The organism is Streptacidiphilus carbonis (genome assembly GCF_000787775.1).
Lineage (GTDB): Bacteria > Actinomycetota > Actinomycetes > Streptomycetales > Streptomycetaceae > Streptacidiphilus > Streptacidiphilus carbonis.
The window spans coordinates 47,844-65,656 of record NZ_BBPM01000015.1 but is presented as its reverse complement, the minus strand read 5'-3'; the positions used below and the strand labels follow the sequence as shown (position 1 = coordinate 65,656).

The window sequence follows — 17,813 nt, the reverse complement described above, 5'->3', positions numbered from 1 at the left end:
AAACCTCACCCGTTGGTGCCGCCGGGATCCCTCACCGGACCTGGACCGGGCACTACCCCCTCCTGACGGGAGTCGCGCCGGATGTCCACAGCCGAAATCGCCAACGAGGGCGCGGCCAGCCACACCACGGCAGGCAAGATCGCGGACCTGAGGCGGCGCCAGGACGAGGCGACGCACTCCGGCTCCGCGCGCGCCATCGAGAAGCAGCACGCCAAGGGCAAGCTGACGGCCCGTGAGCGGGTCGCCATGCTGCTGGACGAGGGCTCCTTCGTGGAGTTCGACGAGTTCGCCCGGCACCGGTCCACCAACTTCGGCCAGGAGAAGACCCGCCCCTACGGCGACGGCGTGGTCACCGGCTACGGCACCGTGGACGGCCGCCAGGTCGCGGTCTTCGCACAGGACTTCACCGTCTTCGGCGGCTCCCTCGGCGAGGTCTTCGGCGAGAAGATCGTCAAGGTGATGGACTTCGCCCTGAAGACCGGCTGCCCGATGATCGGCATCAACGACTCCGGCGGCGCCCGCATCCAGGAGGGCGTCACCTCCCTGGGCCTGTACGGCGAGATCTTCCGCCGCAACGTCCTCGCCTCCGGGGTTATCCCGCAGATCTCGCTGATCCTGGGCCCCTGCGCGGGCGGGGCCGTCTACTCCCCCGCGATCACCGACTTCGTGGTGATGGCCGACCAGACCTCGCACATGTTCATCACCGGCCCCGACGTCATCAAGACCGTCACCGGCGAGGACGTCGGTATGGAGGAACTGGGGGGCGCCCGGTCCCACAACTCCAGGTCCGGCAACGCCCACCACCTGGCCGCGGACGAGAAGGAGGCGGTCGACTACGTCAAGGCGCTGCTCTCCTACCTCCCCTCCAACAACCTGGAGGAGGCCCCGGCCTTCCCCGAGGAGGCGGACCTCGCCACCAGCGCGCTGGACCTGGAACTGGACACCATCGTCCCGGACTCGGCCAACCAGCCCTACGACATGCACAAGGTGATCGGGCACCTGCTGGACGACGGCGAGTTCCTGGAGACCCAGGAGCTGTTCGCGCCCAACATGATCACCGGCTTCGGCCGGGTCGAGGGGCACGCGGTCGGCGTGGTCGCCAACCAGCCGATGCAGTTCGCCGGCTGCCTGGACATCGACGCCTCCGAGAAGGCCGCCCGCTTCGTCCGCACCTGCGACGCCTTCAACATCCCGGTGCTCACCTTCGTGGACGTCCCCGGCTTCCTGCCCGGCACCGGCCAGGAGTGGAACGGCATCATCCGCCGCGGCGCCAAGCTGATCTACGCCTACGCCGAGGCCACCGTCCCGCTGATCACGGTCATCACCCGCAAGGCCTTCGGCGGCGCCTACGACGTCATGGGCTCCAAGCACCTGGGCGCCGACCTCAACCTGGCCTGGCCGACCGCGCAGATCGCGGTGATGGGCGCCCAGGGCGCCGTCAACATCCTGCACCGGGCCGACCTCGCCTCGGCGGAGGACCCGGACGCGCGCCGGGTCGAACTGATCGAGGCCTACGAGGACACCCTGCTCAACCCCTACATCGCGGCCGAACGCGGCTACGTCGACGCGGTGGTGCTGCCGTCCGAGACCCGCCAGCACATCGTCAGGGGCCTGCGGGCGCTGCGCAACAAGCGCGAGACCCTGCCCCCGAAGAAGCACGGCAACATCCCGCTCTGAGGAGGCAGCAGCCATGTCACCCATCAAGATCCTGCACGGCAGTCCCAGCCCCGAGGAGCTCGCCGCCGTCCTGGCGGTGGTCTCCGCCCGGGCGGCGGCCAACGCCGCCCGGCCCCCCGACCACGGGCCCACGTCGCAGTGGGCCGACCGGGCGCGGAACCTGCGGGTGCCGGCGCACCCGGGGCCCGACGCGTGGCGGGCGTCGGCGTGGGCGCGAGCCTAGCCACCGCTGAGGGATCTTCGGCTGCGGACCGTAGGTGGCTGGTCACGCAGTTCCCCGCGCCCCTGATGGTGCAGCTTGCTCCCAGCGGTTCAGTTGCAGACCCATAGGGGCGCGGGGAACGGCGCGACAAGCCGGTCGGCACGCCGCGGCCGCAGACGCTCCCCAGCCACAACTGAGTACGCGTACTCATGCGCACGCCGCGACCCGCGCCGCACGCTGGGGGCATGCTCTGGTCCGACCCCGTAGACGAGACCGAACAGGAGAAGCGCCGCGTCAACGCCCTGCTTCGCCGTGTCGGGCTGCTCATCGCCGCCTTCGCGATCCTGTTACTGGTCCTCGTGATGGTCTAGCGGGGCGTCCCCCTACGCTGGTGCCATGACCACACCGCTCGTCCTCGCCTCCGCCTCCCCCGCCCGCCTCGGCCTGCTGCGGCAGGCGGGGCTGGACCCGCGGGTGATCGTCAGCGGTGTCGACGAGGACGCCCTGTCCGCCCCCACCCCCGCCGAACTGGCCCTGGTCCTCGCCGAGGCCAAGGCGACCGCGGTGGCCGCGGGCCTGACCGCCCCCACCCTGGTCATCGGCTGCGACTCGGTCCTGGAACTGGACGGCCTGGCCCTGGGCAAGCCCGCCGACGCCGCCGAGGCGCTGGCCCGCTGGCGGTCCATGCGCGGCCGCAGCGGGGTCCTGCAGACCGGGCACTGCGTCATCGACACCGGCACCGGCGCCCGCGCCTCCGCGACCGCCTCGACCACCGTCCGCTTCGGCAACCCCACCGACGCCGAGATCAACGCCTACATCGCCACCGGCGAACCGCTGGACGTCGCCGGCGCGTTCACCCTCGACGGCCGCTCCGCCCCCTTCGTCGACAGCATCGACGGGAGCCACGGCAACGTCATCGGCCTCTCGCTGCCGCTGCTGCGCGAACTCCTGGGAAAGCTCGGCGTCTCGATCACCGACCTCTGGGTCTAGGCCGTCGCCACGCCCTTCGGCGGTGCGTCAACCGGCCCCGCCGGTGGGAGCAGCAGCACCAGCACGAGCAGCGCGACCATCACCAGCATCGCCACGAAGGCCACCACCCCGTTCAGCGCGAGAAGGACCGCCGCGAGCACCCCGTGCAGCACCGCACAGACAATCAGCAGAATCCTTGTGGGGCGCCCCATGGCACCGCCGCTCCGCGCCGTGCGTGCCAGCACCGCCGCGACCACCACCAGGAAGGCCGCCAGCAGCCCCATTCCGACCCAGGCGCCGTCCGCCATCGCGTCCGGCGAAAGCCCACCGAGGGACATGTTCTGGTCCTGCACCGCCAGCCCCAGGACCCAGCCCACGACCGCGAAGAACAGGGCCTCGACCACCAGCAGCACCACACTCGCCACCGTCGTCCAGATCCTCATAGCGGCACCTTACTGACGAGTAGACACGTCCGGAAGAGGTACGCCGAAACGACCCCGCGAAACCCCGGGCGTACGGTGTACCGAAGGCAATCACCCTCCGTGTGGGCAAGCTCACCCCTGGGCCGGGCTCACCAACACGCCCCGGTACTCCATAAACTCATCCACGGTTCAAGAAGGGAGCCATTGTGCGCAAGGTGCTCATCGCCAACCGCGGAGAAATCGCAGTCCGCGTCGCCCGGGCCTGTCGTGACGCGGGTATCGCCGCCGTCGCCGTGTACGCCGAGCCGGACCGGGACGCGCTGCATGTCCGCGCGGCCGACGAGGCCTTCGCCCTGGGAGGTGACACCCCGGCGACCAGCTATCTGGACATCGCCAAGGTCCTCAAGGCCGCGGCGGACTCCGGCGCTGACGCGGTCCACCCCGGCTACGGTTTCCTGTCGGAGAACGCGGAGTTCGCCCAGGCGGTGCTGGACGCCGGGCTGACGTGGATCGGTCCGCCGCCGCAGGCCATCCGCGACCTGGGCGACAAGGTGGCGGCCCGCCACATCGCCCAGCGCGCCGGCGCGCCGCTGGTGGCCGGCACTCCCGACCCGGTGTCAGGTCCCGACGAGGTGGTGGCCTTCGCGCGGGAGCACGGCCTGCCGATCGCCATCAAGGCCGCCTTCGGCGGCGGCGGCCGCGGCCTCAAGGTCGCCCGCACCCTGGAAGAGGTCCCCGAGCTGTACGACTCGGCGGTCCGCGAGGCCGTGGCCGCGTTCGGCCGCGGCGAGTGCTTCGTCGAGCGCTACCTGGACCGGCCCCGGCACGTGGAGACCCAGTGCCTGGCCGACACCCACGGCAACGTGGTGGTCGTGTCCACCCGCGACTGCTCGCTGCAGCGCCGGCACCAGAAACTGGTCGAGGAGGCCCCCGCGCCGTTCCTGACCGAGGATCAGAACGCCCAGCTCTACGCGGCGTCCAAGGCCATCCTCAAGGAAGCCGGCTACGTCGGCGCCGGCACCTGCGAGTTCCTGGTCGCCAACGACGGCACGATCAGCTTCCTGGAGGTCAACACCCGCCTGCAGGTCGAACACCCGGTCACCGAGGAGGTCACCGGCATCGACCTGGTCCGCGAGCAGTTCCGCATCGCCGACGGCGAGGCGCTCGGCTACGACGACCCGCCGGTGCGCGGGCACTCCTTCGAGTTCCGCATCAACGGGGAGGACCCCGGCCGCGGCTTCCTGCCCGCCCCCGGAACCGTCACCGCCTTCCAGCCCCCCTCCGGCCCCGGCGTGCGCCTGGACTCCGGCGTGGAGAGCGGCAGCGTGATCGGCCCCGCCTGGGACTCGCTGCTGGCCAAGCTGATCGTCAGCGGTGCCACCCGCGCCCAGGCCCTGCAACGCGCCGCCCGCGCGCTGGCCGAGTTCAACGTCGAGGGGATGGCCACCGCCATTCCGTTCCACCGCGCCGTGGTCACCGACCCGGCGTTCACCAGCGAGCCCTTCTCCATCTACACCCGCTGGATCGAGACGGACTTCGTCAACACCATCGCGCCGTTCGCCGGCGGCGGGGCCGACGAGGACGACGCGGACAGCCGCGAGACCGTCGTGGTCGAGGTCGGCGGCAAGCGCATCGAGGTCTCCCTGCCCGCCAACCTCGCCACGAGTTCGGCGAAGCCGGCCGCGAAGTCCAAGCGCCGAGCGGGCGCCTCCAAGGCCGGCTCGGCCGCATCGGGAGACACCCTGGCCTCCCCGATGCAGGGGACGATCGTGAAGATCAACGTCGAAGAGGGGCAGACCGTCAACGAGGGCGACCTCGTCGTCGTCCTCGAAGCGATGAAAATGGAACAGCCGCTGAACGCCCACAAGACGGGGACGATCGTCGGTCTGTCGGCGGCGATCGGTGCGACCGTCACCAGCGGGGCCGTGATCTGCGAGATCAAGGACTGAGCGAGCCCCCGGGGTGTGGGGGCTGCGCGGTGCGGGGGGAGTGACGGCTCCGCAGGTGGCTTGTCGCGCAGTTCCCCGCGCCCCTGGGGAGGTGGGGGGTGCGGTCGGCGGGAAGTGCGGCTCCGTCGTGGCTTGTCGCGCAGTTCCCCGCGCCCCTGGGGAGGTAAGGGGGCTCAGCGGCGGACGATGCCGCGGCCGGCTACCGGGACTCCTCCGCCCGGGGATCTCCGCTGTCCCGGGAAGGCGACGCCGCCGATCGCCGGGGCCGACGTCGCGGCGGCTGACGACTGGGCGACGCAGACCTGGACACCGTGGTCGGCCAGGGCGTCCAGTTCTCGCGACGCCTCCTCCGACAGCCCGGACTGCTCGTCCGTCACCAGACAGGCGATGTTCTCCGTCGCCACCGTCTGGAACATGGTGTCCGAGCCCAGCTTGCTGTGGTCGGCCAGGACGACCACCTCCGCCGCCGCGCCGACCAGCGCCCGGTCCACGCTCGCCGAGAGCATGTTGGTGGTCGAGAGCCCCCGCTCCGCGGTGAGCCCGCTGCCCGACACGAAGGCCCGGGAGACCCGCAGCCCCGTCAGGGACTGTTCGGCCCCACTGCCCACCAGGGCGTAGTTGGACCCCCGGAGGGTCCCCCCGGTCATCACCACCTCCACCCGGTTGGCATGGGCCAGCGCCTGAGCCACCAGCAGTGAGTTGGTGACCACGGTCAGCCCCGCGACCCGGGCCAGCCGTCGGGCCAGTTCCTGCGTGGTCGTGCCCGCGCCCACCACGATCGCGTCGCCCTCGGCGACCATCGTGGCGGCGTAGTCGGCGATGGCCGACTTCTCGGCGGCGGCGAGATGGGTCTTCTGCGGGTATCCGGGCTCTCTGGAGAGACCGCCGGGGAGCACCGCGCCCCCGTGCCGACGGTCGAGAAGGCCTTCGGCCTCCAGAGCGCGCACGTCCCGACGGACGGTCACTTCGGAGGTCTGGACGACTCGGGCGAGCTCCCGGAGCGAAACCGCTCCGTTCGCTCGCACCATTTCGAGGATCAGTTGGCGACGTTCTGCTGCGAACACGAAACAGACGGTAACGTGCATGACCATCTGCTTTCAGGCGTTTGCACCTAGTAGTCGAAGTTGTCCACCACGGAACGGCGCACGCCACTACAATGCGCGCCGGTCCGTACCAACCCCACGCCCCGAGTGAGCCCCGGAGCGGTCGTGCCGGAGGCCTCAGGCGTCGGCCGACGCCCGCTTGCGGATGTGCAGCTGCCGCGCCGCCTCGGCGACCGACCCGGACACCGACGGGTACACCGTGAACGCGCCGGCGACCTGCTCCACCGTCAGGTTGTTGTCCACCGCCAGCGAGATCGGATGGATCAGCTCGCTCGCCCGCGGCGCCACCACCACACCGCCCACCACGATCCCGGTCCCCGGCCGGCAGAACAGCTTCACGAAACCGTCCCTGATGCCCTGCATCTTGGCCCTCGGGTTGCCCCGCAGCGGCAGCTTCACGCAGACCGCGTCCATCTTCCCGCACTCGACGTCCGCCGCGCTGTAACCGACCGTGGCGATCTCCGGGTCGGTGAACACGTTGGAGGCCACGGTCTTCAGGTTCAGCGGCTGCACCGCGTCCCCCAGTGCGTGGTACATCGCGATCCGCCCCTGCATGGCCGCCACCGACGCCAGCATGAACACCCCGGTCACGTCGCCCGCGGCGTAGACCCCGGGTGCCGACGTCCGCGACACCCGGTCGACCTTGACCTGGCCGCCCTCGGTCAGCCGGACCCCGGCCTCCTCCAGGCCCATGCCACCGGTGTTGGGGATGGAGCCGACCGCCATCAGGCAGTGCGACCCGGTGATCACCCGTCCGTCGGACAGGGTCACCTCCACCTTGTCGCCGACCCGCCGCACCGACTCCGCCCGCGAGCGCGACATCACGTTCATCCCGCGCCGCCGGAACACGTCCTCCAGCACCGTGGCCGCGTCCGGGTCCTCCCCGGGCAGCACCCGGTCCCGGCTGGACACCAGGGTGACCCGCGAGCCCAGCGCCTGGTACGCGCCGGCGAACTCCGCACCGGTGACGCCCGAGCCGACCACGACGAGCTCCTCGGGGAGCTCGTCCAGGTCGTAGACCTGGGTCCAGTTCAGGATCCGCTCGCCGTCCGGGACGGCGTCCGGCAGCTCGCGCGGCCGGGTGCCGGTCGCTATCAGCACCACGTCGGCCCGCAGCTCCTGCGTCCCGCCCTCGGCGAGGTCCACCACGACCCCCCGCGACCCGTCCACGTCCTGACCGCCGGGCGCCAGCCGGCCGAAGCCGCGCAGCAGGGTGACGCCCGCCCGGGTGACCGACTGGGTGATGTCGTGCGACTGCGCGACCGCCAGCCGCTTCACCCGTCGGTTGACCTTCCCCAGGTCCACGCCGACCACCCGCGCGCCCGCCGCGGAGACGCCCTCGGCGACCTTGATCCCCAGCTCCTCGTAGGAGCTGTCGAAGCTGGTCATCACCTCTGCCGTGGCGATCAGGGTCTTGGACGGAACACAGTCCGTCAGCACCGCCGCGCCGCCGAGGCCGTCGCGGTCCACGACGGTCACCTCCGCGCCGAGGTCCGCGGCGACGAGCGCCGCCTCGTATCCGCCAGGGCCGCCACCGATGATCACTATCCGAGTCACATACGCCATTGTCCCGTACCTTGACGACTCCGTGACACCGGGCTGGCCCGTACGGGCCGTACTCTCCCCTCCCACCTGCCCCGCCTCCCGTACGCTGTGACCCATGTCGCTCTACGCCGCGTACGCCAGCAACCTCGACGCACGGCAGATGAGCCGTCGGGCCCCGCACTCGCCGCTGCGCTGCACCGGCTGGCTGGACGGCTGGCGGCTGACCTTCGGCGGGGAGCAGTTCGGCTGGGAGGGCTCGATCGCCACGGTGGTCGAGGACGAGAAGGACCAGGTCTTCGTCGGCCTCTACGACATCGCCCCCGGCGACGAGGCAGGACTGGACCGCTGGGAGGGCCTGCCGCAGGGCTTCTACCGCAAGATCAAGGTCCGGGTGCACACCCTGGAGGGCGACCTGACCGCCTGGACCTACGTCCTCAACGACTACGAGGGCGGCCTGCCCTCGGCCCGCTACCTCGGCATCATCGCCGACTCCGCCGAATCCGCCGGCGCGCCCCACGACTACGTCCTGGAACTGCGCCGCCGCCCCTGCTGACTCCGGCCGACACGATCATCGCCGCCTGCGCGGCGGTTCCGACCGCGGACATCCCGGTGGGCTGTGGCGGGGCAGATCGGCGTCAAGGCACCGGACCCACAGAGCGGAGCGGCCCTGGTGCCGGAAATGTCATCCGATCGTTCTTCTACGCGCGTAGGACGAACGGATATCCTCGTGGACGTGAACGCATCCACTCAGCCTGTCGCCGCTGCTGCCAACGGCATCCAGCACCCCACCGACCCGTACGCGCCCTACGCCGCCGCCAAGGAGGCCGCCGCCGTTCTCCGCGACCTCACCGGAGTGGAGAACCACGACGTGGCGCTGGTCATGGGCTCCGGCTGGGTCCCCGCCGCCGACGCGCTCGGCACGCCCGACCACGAATTCCCGATCACCGCGCTGCCCGGCTTCGCGCCGCCCGCCGTCGCCGGGCACTCCGGGATGGTCCGCTCGATCAGCATCGGCGGCATCCGCGCCCTGGTCTACCTCGGCCGCACCCACTTCTACGAGGGCCACGGCGTCGCCGCCGTCGCCCACGGGGTGCGCACCGCCGTCGCCGCGGGCTGCCGCACGGTGATCCTCACCAACGGCTGCGGCGGCCTGCGCGAGGGCATGGCGGCCGGCCAGCCGGTCCTGATCAGCGACCACATCAACCTGACGGCGGCCTCGCCGATCGTCGGCGCGAGCTTCATCGACCTCACCGACCTGTACTCGTCGCGGCTGCGCGCGCTGTGCCAGGAGGTCGACCCGAGCCTGGAGGAGGGCGTCTACGTCCAGTTCCCCGGCCCGCACTACGAGACCCCGGCCGAGATCAACATGGTCCGCGCCATCGGCGGCGACCTGGTCGGAATGTCCACCACGCTGGAGGCCATCGCCGCGCGCGAGGCCGGCGCCGAGGTCCTCGGGCTGTCGCTGGTGACCAACCTGGCGGCCGGCATCACCGGCGAGCCGCTGAACCACGCCGAGGTGCTGGAGGCCGGCCGTGCGTCGGCCACGCGGATGGGCGCGCTGCTCGCCAAGGTGCTCGAACGGCTCTGACGCTCCGAGGGCTCTGGGGGCTCCGAGGGCTCTGAGTGGCTCCGAGGGCTCCGAGCTGCCGCTCGACCCGCTGCGCATGGCATCCATCGTGGGTTGATGGGTGCCATGCTCCTTGTAAGGCCGTTTGCAAAGGAAAGTGACAGGCAATGACGCTGACCCCGGACACCGCCGACCTGCTGGCGCGGGCCCGTACCTGGCTCGCCGAGGACCCCGACCCGGAGACCCGCGCCGAGCTCGCCGACCTGCTCGCCTCGGCCGAGGGCCCGGCCGAGGAGCAGGAGTGCGCCGCCTGGTCGCAGCTGGCCGAGCGGTTCTCCGGGACGCTGCAGTTCGGCACCGCGGGGCTGCGCGGGGAGATGGGCGCGGGTCCGATGCGGATGAACCGCGCCGTGGTGATCCGCGCCGCCGCCGGGCTCGCCGCCTACGTCGGCAAGCGCGCCCCGGGCGGCCTGGTGGTGATCGGCTACGACGCCCGGCACAAGTCCTACGACTTCGCCAGGGACACCGCCGCCGTGGTCACCGCCGCCGGACTGCGCGCCGCGCTGCTGCCGGGTCCGCTGCCCACCCCGGTGCTCGCCTTCGCGGTCCGGCACCTGGACGCGGCGGCCGGGGTGATGGTGACGGCCAGTCACAACCCGCCCCGCGACAACGGCTACAAGGTCTACCTCGGCGGCGACCTGGAGGGCGCGCAGATCGTGCCGCCGCACGACGCGGGCATCGCCGCCGAGATCGACGCGGTGCAGTCACTGGCGGACGTCCCGCTGGCCGCCGACGGCTGGGAGGTGCTGACCGGGGCGGCGGTACTGGACCCGTACCTGGCCCGCGCCGCCGGCCTGGTCGCCCCGGCGGCCCCGCGCGACCTGTCCGTGGTCTACACCCCGCTGCACGGCGTCGGCCGGGACACCTTCCTGGCCGCGTTCGAGCAGGCCGGCTTCCCGGCCCCGGCCGTCGTGGCCGCCCAGGCCGACCCGGACCCGGACTTCCCCACCGTCGGCTTCCCCAACCCGGAGGAGCCCGGGGCGATGGACCTCGCCTTCGAGGCGGCGGTCGCGCTCGGCCCCGACATCGTGGTCGCCAACGACCCGGACGCCGACCGGCTGGCCGTGGCCGTGCCGGACGGGGCAGCCGCCGCAGGCTGGCGGATGCTGCGCGGTGACGAGGTGGGCGCGCTGCTGGCGGCCCATCTGGTCGCCAGGGCGGCCGGGGGCACCTTCGCCACCACCATCGTCTCCTCCTCGCTGCTGTCCCGGATCGCCGCCGCGGCCGGACTGGACTACGCCGAGACGCTCACCGGCTTCAAGTGGATCTCCCGCGCCCCCGGGCTGCGCTACGGCTACGAGGAGGCGCTGGGCTACTGCGTGGACCCGCTCGCCGTCCGCGACAAGGACGGCGTCAGCGCCGCCCTGCTGCTGGCCGAGCTCGCCGCGGGCCTGAAGGCCGACGGCCGCACCCTCACCGACCTGCTGGACGGGCTGGCGCTGAGGCACGGCCTGCACGCCACCGAGCAGCTCGCGGTCCGGGTGGACGACCTGCGGCTGATCGCCGACGCGATGTCCCGGCTGCGCGAGCAGCCGCCGACCGCCCTGGCCGGGCTGCGGGTCGACTCGGCCGACGACCTGGAGCAGGGCAGCGCCGACCTGCCGCCCACCGACGGCCTGCGCTACCGGCTCAGCGGCCCCGGGGTCGACTCGGCCCGGATCGTGGTCCGCCCCTCGGGTACGGAGCCCAAGCTCAAGTGCTACCTGGAGGTCGTCGTCCCGGTCGGCCCGGCGGACGCCCTGGCCGGGGTGCGGTCCGCCGCCGCGGAGCTGCTGGCCGCGTTGAAGCGCGACCTCTCGGCGGCCGCGGGCATCTGAAGCGGGCATCTGACGAGCTGTCGGCAGCCCCCCGTAGGGTGGTCGCCATGGAGACCACGCAGCACCAGCAGCCGGCAGGCGGTCCGCCCCCGGGCGCGGACCGCCTGATCGACGTCCCCGGCGTACGCAACCTCCGCGACGCCGGGGGTTTCGCCACGGCCGATGGCGGGCGAATAGGCCTCGGGCTGCTCTACCGCTCCGCGTCGCTCTGCGAGTTGAGCCCGGACGGCGCGAAGCTCCTGGCCGCGCTGGGGCTGCGCACGGTGGTGGATCTGCGCAGTGCGGAGGAGTTGGTGCACTGGCCGAACCAACGGCACGGCCTGGACTTCGAGTTGGTCTCGCTGCCGACGCTGCCCCCGCTGGAGGGGTCGTCGGCCGACCCGGAGACCGCGGCGGACGTCAGTGAGCGGCACCGGCAGGAAGCCGACCCGCAGGAAGCCGACCCGCAGGACGACGGCATGACCGGGATGTACGCCTACATGGCCGAGACCGCGGGGCCGCCGATCGTCGCCTGCATACGTCAGCTGATCGCCCCCGGCGCGCTGCCGGCCCTGGTCCACTGCGCGGTCGGCAAGGACCGCACCGGGGTGACCATCGCCGTCGTCCTCTCCGCGCTGGGCGTCGCCGACGCCGACATCACCGCGGACTTCGCCCTCTCCAACGCGGGCCTGGGACTGCTCGACGGCCCCGTCCACTACGTCGACGAGCACGGCGTGCAACGCCCGTCCCGGCCGGTGCGCACGGAACTGCTGGCACTGTTCCTCCGGAAGGTGCACAGCCGGTACGGGACCACGGCGGGGTTCCTGCGGTATCACGGCTTGACTGAAGGCGAACTCGCCCGCCTGCGAAGGTTGCTGGTCGAGAAGGTGTGACCGGCGCCGACCTCTGGAGGGACCTGATGACCGTGGACACTGCATTCTTCCGCTCCCAGACCTCCGAGCGCATCCGCGAGGAAGGCCGCGAGGAAGGACAGGTGCACGGAATCGCGCTCAGCGTGCTCCGCGTCCTGGACAGGCGCGACGTCCGCTTGTCCGAGGAGGCCAGGCAGCGCGTACTCGGCTGCGACGATCAGGAACTCCTGGGCCAGTGGCTCGACCACGCGCTGACCGCCACCGGCGAAGCGGAGCTGTTCGAAGAGGAAGCGCCCGGCGCTCGCTGGATACTCAGCCGGTGACGAGCAGCACGATCAGTGCGACCGCACCCACCACCGCCGGAGCACTGACCCACCAGGTCCACGAAACCGCAACAGGACCGTCCGCCGCGGGACGGTCCTCCTCCACCGCCCGCGCACGCAGGTCCCGGAGCTCGTCGACCACCCGATCGGCCCAGGCCACCCCCGCGGCAGCGGGGTCCGCGCCGTAGCCGGTGTTCGCGGTGGTGCGGGAGAGTGCCGAGCGCAGCCCGGGACCGCCGGCCGGGAAGCGGGAGTCGGTGCCGCGGCGCGACCCCATCACCGAGGCGTCGGCCTTGGCGATCATCGACTTGCGGCCGGCCCGCTTGCGCTGGCGCAGGGACACCGGCACCGCCCAGACCTGGAACTTCCTGCCGCCCGCGCGCAGCTCCACCGACAGGGCCGCCTGCAGCGACTCCACCTGCTTCCAGGGCGCGGTCACCGTACGGAACGGGTTGCGGACCACCAGCCGGTCGTCGTTGGCGCGGACGAGCGGCCACAGTGTGAACGCGCTGACCAGCGGAATCACCAGGAGCAGGGTGGCCAGTGCGATCCAGGGGGTCCTCCCGTGCCCCTTCACCAAGGCATCGATGCACATCCACAGCGCGAGCGCGTTCAGCAGCACGCCGGCGGCCACCCCCGACTTGGAGCGGTAGCTGCGGTCGGCGAAGACGGGGCGGGCCGCGGGACCGGGCACGGGCGCGGCGGCGGGGGTTGGTACTGCCTTGTCGTTCTGGCCGGGGGTCGGTACTGCCTTGTCGTTCTGGCCGGGGGTCTCCTGGCCAGGCACGTCAGGGCCCTGGGAGTCGCTCATGGTGAACGATTCTGCCTCAGCCGGGGGCTGCCATCCCCACGAGGGCGAATTGCGATATGGCATCAGGGTTTCGTCCGAAGTCACACCGAACGGGTGCTGACGAAACGCTACGCGTGTAGATATGCTCCTCTGGTGAGCATGCCCACCTTTCCCCAGCCCCCAGCAGCCGCCGAGGTCGCCGCCGCCGCCGACGGGGCCCGCGAAAGCCTCGCCGAGGTCGCCTCCTCGGAGGCGACCCTGCGCCGCTTCCTGCACGGGCTGCCCGGTATCGACGCCGTCGGCCTCCAGTCCCGCGCCGCCTCGCTCGGCACCCGGTCCATCAAGACCACCGCCAAGGCGTACGCCATCGACCTGGCCATCTCCATGATCGACCTGACCACGCTGGAGGGTGCGGACACCCCCGGCAAGGTGCGGTCGCTCTGCGCCAAGGCGATGCGTCCCGATCCCAGTGACCCCTCGACGCCCCGCACCGCCGCCGTCTGCGTCTACCCCGACATGGTGCCCGTCGCCCGCGCCGCCGTGGCCGGCAGCGGGGTGCAGGTCGCCTCCGTCGCCACCGCGTTCCCGTCCGGCCGGGCCGGACTGCCGGTGAAGCTGGCCGACACGGCCGAGGCCGTGGCCGCCGGCGCCGACGAGATCGACATGGTGATCGACCGCGGCGCCTTCCTCTCCGGCCGCTACCTGGAGGTCTTCGAGACCATCCGGGCGGTCAAGGAGGCCTGCCGACGCGCCGACGGAACCTCGGCGCACCTCAAGGTGATCTTCGAGACCGGCGAGCTGCAGACCTACGACAACATCCGCCGCGCCTCCTGGCTGGCGATGGTCGCGGGCGCCGACTTCATCAAGACCTCCACCGGCAAGGTCGCCGTCAACGCGACCCCCGCCAACACCCTGGTGCTGATGGAGGCGGTCCGCGACTTCCGCGCCGCCACCGGCGTCCAGGTCGGCGTGAAGCCGGCCGGGGGCATCCGTACCACCAAGGACGCCATGAAGTACCTGGTCACCGTGAACGAGGTGCTGGGCGACGACTGGCTCTCCCCGGACTGGTTCCGCTTCGGCGCCTCCAGCCTGCTCAACGACCTGCTGATGCAGCGTCAGAAGCTGACCACCGGCCGGTACTCCGGTCCCGACTATGTGACGGTGGACTAGCCGTGGCCTCTCCTCAGAAGACCAAGAAGAAGACCGGAGCGGTGGCCGCCCCCGCCCCCGCCCCCGCCCCCGCCCCCGTGCCCGGCCGCAAGCTGTTCGAGTACGCCCCCGCGCCCGAGTCCCGCGCGGCGGCGGGCGAGATCGCGAGCTCCAACGGCCACTTCATCGGCGGCGAGTTCGTCGGGAGCAGCGGCAAGGAGGCGCTCAAGACGGTGGACCCGTCCACCGAGGAGGTGCTCGCCGAGTTCGCCCAGGGCACCGAGGAGGACGTCGAGCGCGCGGTGAAGGCCGCCCGTGACGCCTTCGGGCCCTGGTCGGCGCTGCCCGGCGCCGAGCGCGGCAAGTACCTGTTCCGGATCGCCCGGATCATCCAGGAGCGCAGCCGCGAGCTGGCCGTGCTGGAGTCGATCGACAACGGCAAGCCGATCCGGGAGACCCGCGACGTCGACCTGCCGCTGGTCGCCGCGCACTTCTTCTACTACGCGGGCTGGGCCGACAAGCTGGAGTTCGCCAGCTACGGGCCGGACCCGAAGCCGGTCGGGGTGGCCGCCCAGGTCATCCCGTGGAACTTCCCGCTGCTGATGCTGGCGTGGAAGATCGCCCCGGCCCTGGCCACCGGCAACACCGTGGTGCTCAAGCCCGCCGAGACCACCCCGCTCACCGCGCTGCGCTTCGCCGAGATCTGCCGCCAGGCGGGCCTGCCCAAGGGCGTCGTCAACATCGTCACCGGCGACGGCCGCACCGGCGCCGCTCTCACCGCGCACCCAGGCGTCGACAAGGTCGCCTTCACCGGTTCCACCGAGGTGGGCCGGGCCATCGCCCGCACCCTGGCCGGCACCCGCACCAGGCTCTCGCTGGAGCTGGGCGGCAAGGCCGCCAACATCGTCTTCGACGACGCCCCGGTCGACCAGGCCGTCGAGGGCATCGTCGACGGCATCTTCTTCAACCAGGGCCATGTCTGCTGCGCGGGCTCCCGGCTGCTGGTCCAGGAGTCGGTGCACGACGAGGTCATGGAGTCGCTGAAGCGCCGGATGGCGACCCTGCGGGTGGGCGACCCGCTGGACAAGAACACCGACGTCGGCGCCATCAACTCGGCCGCCCAGCTGGCCCGGATCCGCGAGCTGGCCGACGCGGGCGAGGCCGAGGGAGCCGAGCGCTGGTCCCCCGCCTGCGAGCTGCCGTCCAGCGGCTACTGGTTCGCGCCGACGGTGTTCACCAATGTCAGCGCCACCCACCGGGTCGCCCGCGAGGAGATCTTCGGCCCGGTGCTGTCGGTGCTGACCTTCCGCACCCCGGAGGAGGCCGTCGCCAAGGCCAACAACACCCCGTACGGACTGTCGGCCGGAATCTGGACCGAGAAGGGATCGCGCATCCTCTGGATGGCGTCCAAGCTCCGGGCCGGCGTGGTGTGGTCCAACACCTTCAACAAGTTCGACCCGACCTCGCCCTTCGGCGGCTACAAGGAGTCGGGCTACGGCCGCGAGGGCGGTCGCCACGGCCTGGAGGCCTACCTCGATGTCTGAGACCACCACCCCCCGCCTTGACGTCCACAAGACCTACAAGCTCTTCGTCGGGGGCAAGTTCCCCCGTTCCGAGAGCGGACGGGTGTACGAGGTGACCGACCGCAAGACCGGCGACTGGCTCGCCAACGTCCCGCAGGGCACCCGCAAGGACACCCGCGACGCGGTCGCCGCCGCCCGCAAGGCCGTCGGCGGCTGGTCCGGGGCCACCGCCTACAACCGCGGGCAGATCCTCTACCGCGCCGCGGAGATGCTGCAGGGCCGCCGCGAGCAGTTCGCCGCCGAGGTGGCGCTCAGCGAGGGCGTCAGCACCAAGAAGGCCGCCGCCCTGGTGGAGGCGGCCGTCGACCGCTGGGTCTGGTACGCGGGCTGGACCGACAAGGTCGCCCAGATCGCGGGCTCGGCCAACCCGGTCGCCGGGCCGTACTTCAACCTCAGCACCCCCGAGCCCACCGGCGTCGTCGGCGTCGTCGCGCCGACCCGGGGCAACGGCTTCTCGCTGCTCGGGCTGGTCTCCGCGATCGCCCCGGTGATCGCCACCGGCAACACCGCGGTGGTCGCGCTGGCACCCGATGCGCCTCTGCCCGGCCTGTCCCTGGGCGAGGTGCTGGCCACCTCGGACCTCCCCGGCGGCGTGGTGAACCTGGTCTCCGGACGCACTGAGGACATCGCCCCGACGCTGGCCTCCCATCAGGACGTCAACGCCCTGGACCTCACCGGTGTGAACTCGCCGGAAGGCCCCGGCTCGGCGCGCGCTCTGGAAACGCTCGCAGCGGATACCCTTAAACGTGTACGGCGTCCGGACGTCACCGACGACTGGACCGCCGCTCAGGGTACCGATCGCCTCCTGGCCTTCCTGGAGACCAAGACGGTCTGGCACCCGATGGGAATCTGACCCCCGGGTCAGCAACTCCCCCGCTGACCGGGCGGCCCGCCCCACCCCCCCTGGGCCGGTCGTCCGTTGAGAACGGGCACGCGCTCCTCCCCCCCGAGTGCGTGCCCGTTCGCTTGCCTTTCCCGTTGTCCTGCCCGTTCACCCTGGTTCTGCTTGCGGCAGCCCATACGTCAGACTGGTGCCTCGTGAGCAACCAACCCGCCGACAGTGGATTCGGCAGCGTCGAGGTCCGGGCCCGAGTCGTGCTGCTGTGCGGTCCCTCGGGATCGGGGAAGTCGACGCTGGCGGAGCGGGCCGGGTTGCCGGTGCTGCAACTCGACGACTTCTACAAGGACGGCGACGACCCGTCGATCCCGCCGCTCGCCGACGGCCAGGGGCCCGACTGGGACGACCCGGGCTCATGGCACGCCGACGACGCGATGGCCGCGATCCGGGCGCTGTGCTCCGGGGGCCGGGCCGAGATCCCGGTCTACTCGATCCCCGACAACGGACGGATCGGCACCCACACCCTGGCGCTGGACGGCGCCGCGGCGTTCATCGCCGAGGGGATCTTCGCCGCCGAGATCGTGCGGCGCTGCGAGGCCGAGGGGCTGCTCGGCGACGCCATCTGCCTGCGCAACCGCCCAGCCACCACGGCGTGGCGCCGGTTCCGGCGGGATGTCCGCGAGCGGCGGAAGTCGGTGCCGTACCTGCTGCACCGGGGGTGGCGGCTGATGCGGGCCGAACGCGGGATCGTCTCCCGCCAGGTCGCCCAAGGCGCGGACGCCTGCGGCGGGGCTGCGGCGCTGGAGCGGATCGCCGCGGTCGGCAGTGCGGTGCCGGTCTTTGAGGGGGCCGTCCGCTAGGTCTGCTTTTCGGGTGCGGCCTGTGCATGGCTGGTCGCGCAGTTCCCCGCGCCCCTGGGGGGCTGCAACTGAACCACCATGGTCAAGTTGCACTATCCAGGGGCGCGG

General features: G+C 71.9%; 18 protein-coding genes. 14 read left to right on the top strand and 4 right to left on the bottom strand.

The genetic code is table 11. The annotated features are described in order from the left end of the window. Nucleotides 1-81 precede the first annotated feature (81 nt). From TR46_RS14130 to TR46_RS14120, 4 genes are all read left to right on the top strand, one after another. On the top strand, nucleotides 82-1,677 hold the full coding sequence (locus TR46_RS14130) for an acyl-CoA carboxylase subunit beta (RefSeq protein ID WP_042399688.1): 1,596 nt from the start codon (nucleotides 82-84) through the stop codon (nucleotides 1,675-1,677). A gap of 13 nt (nucleotides 1,678-1,690) precedes the next feature. After that, complete coding sequence (locus TR46_RS14125; protein WP_042399685.1) at nucleotides 1,691-1,900, top strand: acyl-CoA carboxylase epsilon subunit; 210 nt, start codon at nucleotides 1,691-1,693, stop codon at nucleotides 1,898-1,900. 224 nt (nucleotides 1,901-2,124) lie between these two features. Beyond that, nucleotides 2,125-2,250 carry a morphogenic membrane protein MmpB gene (gene mmpB / locus TR46_RS45035; protein ID WP_269084257.1) on the top strand — a complete coding sequence of 42 codons (126 nt, stop codon included), beginning with the start codon at nucleotides 2,125-2,127 and terminating at the stop codon, nucleotides 2,248-2,250. A 25-nt stretch (nucleotides 2,251-2,275) separates the two neighbouring features. Then, nucleotides 2,276-2,869: a nucleoside triphosphate pyrophosphatase gene (locus tag TR46_RS14120; RefSeq protein WP_042399682.1), complete on the top strand. Its 594-nt coding sequence runs from the start codon at nucleotides 2,276-2,278 to the stop codon at nucleotides 2,867-2,869. Here the strand turns inward: TR46_RS14120 and TR46_RS14115 are convergent. After that, nucleotides 2,866-3,291 (bottom strand): hypothetical protein, encoded by a 426-nt coding sequence (locus TR46_RS14115; RefSeq protein ID WP_042399679.1) that lies wholly within the window; start codon nucleotides 3,289-3,291, stop codon nucleotides 2,866-2,868. The genes TR46_RS14120 and TR46_RS14115 overlap by 4 nt on opposite strands. Nucleotides 3,292-3,476: 185 nt before the next feature. Here TR46_RS14115 and TR46_RS14110 point away from each other — a divergent pair, with 185 nt between their 5' ends. Beyond that, the gene (locus TR46_RS14110; protein WP_042399676.1) at nucleotides 3,477-5,219 is read left to right on the top strand and encodes an acetyl/propionyl/methylcrotonyl-CoA carboxylase subunit alpha; all 1,743 of its coding nucleotides are present in this window, start codon (nucleotides 3,477-3,479) and stop codon (nucleotides 5,217-5,219) included. A 173-nt stretch (nucleotides 5,220-5,392) separates the two neighbouring features. On the opposite strand, the gene TR46_RS14105 is transcribed toward TR46_RS14110, so the two are convergent. After that, complete coding sequence (locus TR46_RS14105; protein WP_439654360.1) at nucleotides 5,393-6,283, bottom strand: DeoR/GlpR family DNA-binding transcription regulator; 891 nt, start codon at nucleotides 6,281-6,283, stop codon at nucleotides 5,393-5,395. 156 nt (nucleotides 6,284-6,439) lie between these two features. Further along, a complete protein-coding gene (locus TR46_RS14100; protein ID WP_042399670.1) occupies nucleotides 6,440-7,888 on the bottom strand; it encodes an NAD(P)H-quinone dehydrogenase in 1,449 nt (482 codons plus the stop codon). Between the two features lie 94 nt (nucleotides 7,889-7,982). Here TR46_RS14100 and TR46_RS14095 point away from each other — a divergent pair, with 94 nt between their 5' ends. The 5 genes from TR46_RS14095 (at nucleotide 7,983) to TR46_RS14075 (ending at nucleotide 12,485) form a co-directional block, all read left to right on the top strand. Further along, on the top strand, nucleotides 7,983-8,420 hold the full coding sequence (locus TR46_RS14095) for a gamma-glutamylcyclotransferase family protein (protein ID WP_042399667.1): 438 nt from the start codon (nucleotides 7,983-7,985) through the stop codon (nucleotides 8,418-8,420). 222 nt (nucleotides 8,421-8,642) lie between these two features. Then, nucleotides 8,643-9,455 (top strand): purine-nucleoside phosphorylase, encoded by an 813-nt coding sequence (locus TR46_RS14090; protein WP_042399896.1) that lies wholly within the window; start codon nucleotides 8,643-8,645, stop codon nucleotides 9,453-9,455. Between the two features lie 146 nt (nucleotides 9,456-9,601). Next, nucleotides 9,602-11,311 (top strand): phospho-sugar mutase, encoded by a 1,710-nt coding sequence (locus TR46_RS14085; RefSeq protein ID WP_042399665.1) that lies wholly within the window; start codon nucleotides 9,602-9,604, stop codon nucleotides 11,309-11,311. Nucleotides 11,312-11,358: 47 nt separating this feature from the next. Further along, on the top strand, nucleotides 11,359-12,183 hold the full coding sequence (locus TR46_RS14080) for a tyrosine-protein phosphatase (RefSeq protein WP_152626463.1): 825 nt from the start codon (nucleotides 11,359-11,361) through the stop codon (nucleotides 12,181-12,183). A 26-nt stretch (nucleotides 12,184-12,209) separates the two neighbouring features. After that, the gene (locus TR46_RS14075) at nucleotides 12,210-12,485 is read left to right on the top strand and encodes a hypothetical protein (protein ID WP_042399890.1); all 276 of its coding nucleotides are present in this window, start codon (nucleotides 12,210-12,212) and stop codon (nucleotides 12,483-12,485) included. On the opposite strand, the gene TR46_RS14070 is transcribed toward TR46_RS14075, so the two are convergent. Then, the gene (locus TR46_RS14070; RefSeq protein WP_084718472.1) at nucleotides 12,475-13,296 is read right to left on the bottom strand and encodes a PH domain-containing protein; all 822 of its coding nucleotides are present in this window, start codon (nucleotides 13,294-13,296) and stop codon (nucleotides 12,475-12,477) included. The two genes, TR46_RS14075 and TR46_RS14070, sit on opposite strands and share 11 nt — an antisense overlap. A gap of 138 nt (nucleotides 13,297-13,434) precedes the next feature. Between TR46_RS14070 and deoC the strand changes: the two genes are divergently transcribed. The 4 genes from deoC to TR46_RS14050 all read left to right on the top strand — a co-directional run bounded on the left by deoC (nucleotide 13,435) and on the right by TR46_RS14050 (nucleotide 17,705). After that, nucleotides 13,435-14,445 (top strand): deoxyribose-phosphate aldolase, encoded by a 1,011-nt coding sequence (deoC, locus tag TR46_RS14065; RefSeq protein ID WP_084718471.1) that lies wholly within the window; start codon nucleotides 13,435-13,437, stop codon nucleotides 14,443-14,445. A 92-nt stretch (nucleotides 14,446-14,537) separates the two neighbouring features. Next, nucleotides 14,538-15,968, top strand: coding sequence for an aldehyde dehydrogenase family protein (locus TR46_RS14060; RefSeq protein ID WP_042399883.1), 1,431 nt, complete (start codon nucleotides 14,538-14,540; stop codon nucleotides 15,966-15,968). Continuing rightward, complete coding sequence (locus tag TR46_RS14055; RefSeq protein WP_042399659.1) at nucleotides 15,961-16,860, top strand: aldehyde dehydrogenase family protein; 900 nt, start codon at nucleotides 15,961-15,963, stop codon at nucleotides 16,858-16,860. Before TR46_RS14060 ends, TR46_RS14055 begins: the two co-directional genes overlap by 8 nt. A 185-nt stretch (nucleotides 16,861-17,045) precedes the next feature. Next, nucleotides 17,046-17,705 (top strand): uridine kinase family protein, encoded by a 660-nt coding sequence (locus TR46_RS14050; protein ID WP_042399655.1) that lies wholly within the window; start codon nucleotides 17,046-17,048, stop codon nucleotides 17,703-17,705. The last annotated feature ends 108 nt before the right edge of the window (nucleotides 17,706-17,813 follow it).

Bases quoted from the DNA above. Each gene is read 5' to 3' on its own strand.
- TR46_RS14130 (WP_042399688.1), top strand. From the start codon at position 82: ATGTCCACAGCCGAAATCGCCAACGAGGGCGCGGCCAGCCACACCACG.
- TR46_RS14125 (WP_042399685.1), top strand. From the start codon at position 1,691: ATGTCACCCATCAAGATCCTGCACGGCAGTCCCAGCCCCGAGGAGCTC.
- mmpB (WP_269084257.1), top strand. From the start codon at position 2,125: ATGCTCTGGTCCGACCCCGTAGACGAGACCGAACAGGAGAAGCGCCGC.
- TR46_RS14120 (WP_042399682.1), top strand. From the start codon at position 2,276: ATGACCACACCGCTCGTCCTCGCCTCCGCCTCCCCCGCCCGCCTCGGC.
- TR46_RS14115 (WP_042399679.1), bottom strand. From the start codon at position 3,291: ATGAGGATCTGGACGACGGTGGCGAGTGTGGTGCTGCTGGTGGTCGAG.
- TR46_RS14100 (WP_042399670.1), bottom strand. From the start codon at position 7,888: ATGGCGTATGTGACTCGGATAGTGATCATCGGTGGCGGCCCTGGCGGA.
- TR46_RS14095 (WP_042399667.1), top strand. From the start codon at position 7,983: ATGTCGCTCTACGCCGCGTACGCCAGCAACCTCGACGCACGGCAGATG.
- TR46_RS14085 (WP_042399665.1), top strand. From the start codon at position 9,602: ATGACGCTGACCCCGGACACCGCCGACCTGCTGGCGCGGGCCCGTACC.
- TR46_RS14080 (WP_152626463.1), top strand. From the start codon at position 11,359: ATGGAGACCACGCAGCACCAGCAGCCGGCAGGCGGTCCGCCCCCGGGC.
- TR46_RS14075 (WP_042399890.1), top strand. From the start codon at position 12,210: ATGACCGTGGACACTGCATTCTTCCGCTCCCAGACCTCCGAGCGCATC.
- TR46_RS14070 (WP_084718472.1), bottom strand. From the start codon at position 13,296: ATGAGCGACTCCCAGGGCCCTGACGTGCCTGGCCAGGAGACCCCCGGC.
- deoC (WP_084718471.1), top strand. From the start codon at position 13,435: ATGCCCACCTTTCCCCAGCCCCCAGCAGCCGCCGAGGTCGCCGCCGCC.
- TR46_RS14055 (WP_042399659.1), top strand. From the start codon at position 15,961: ATGTCTGAGACCACCACCCCCCGCCTTGACGTCCACAAGACCTACAAG.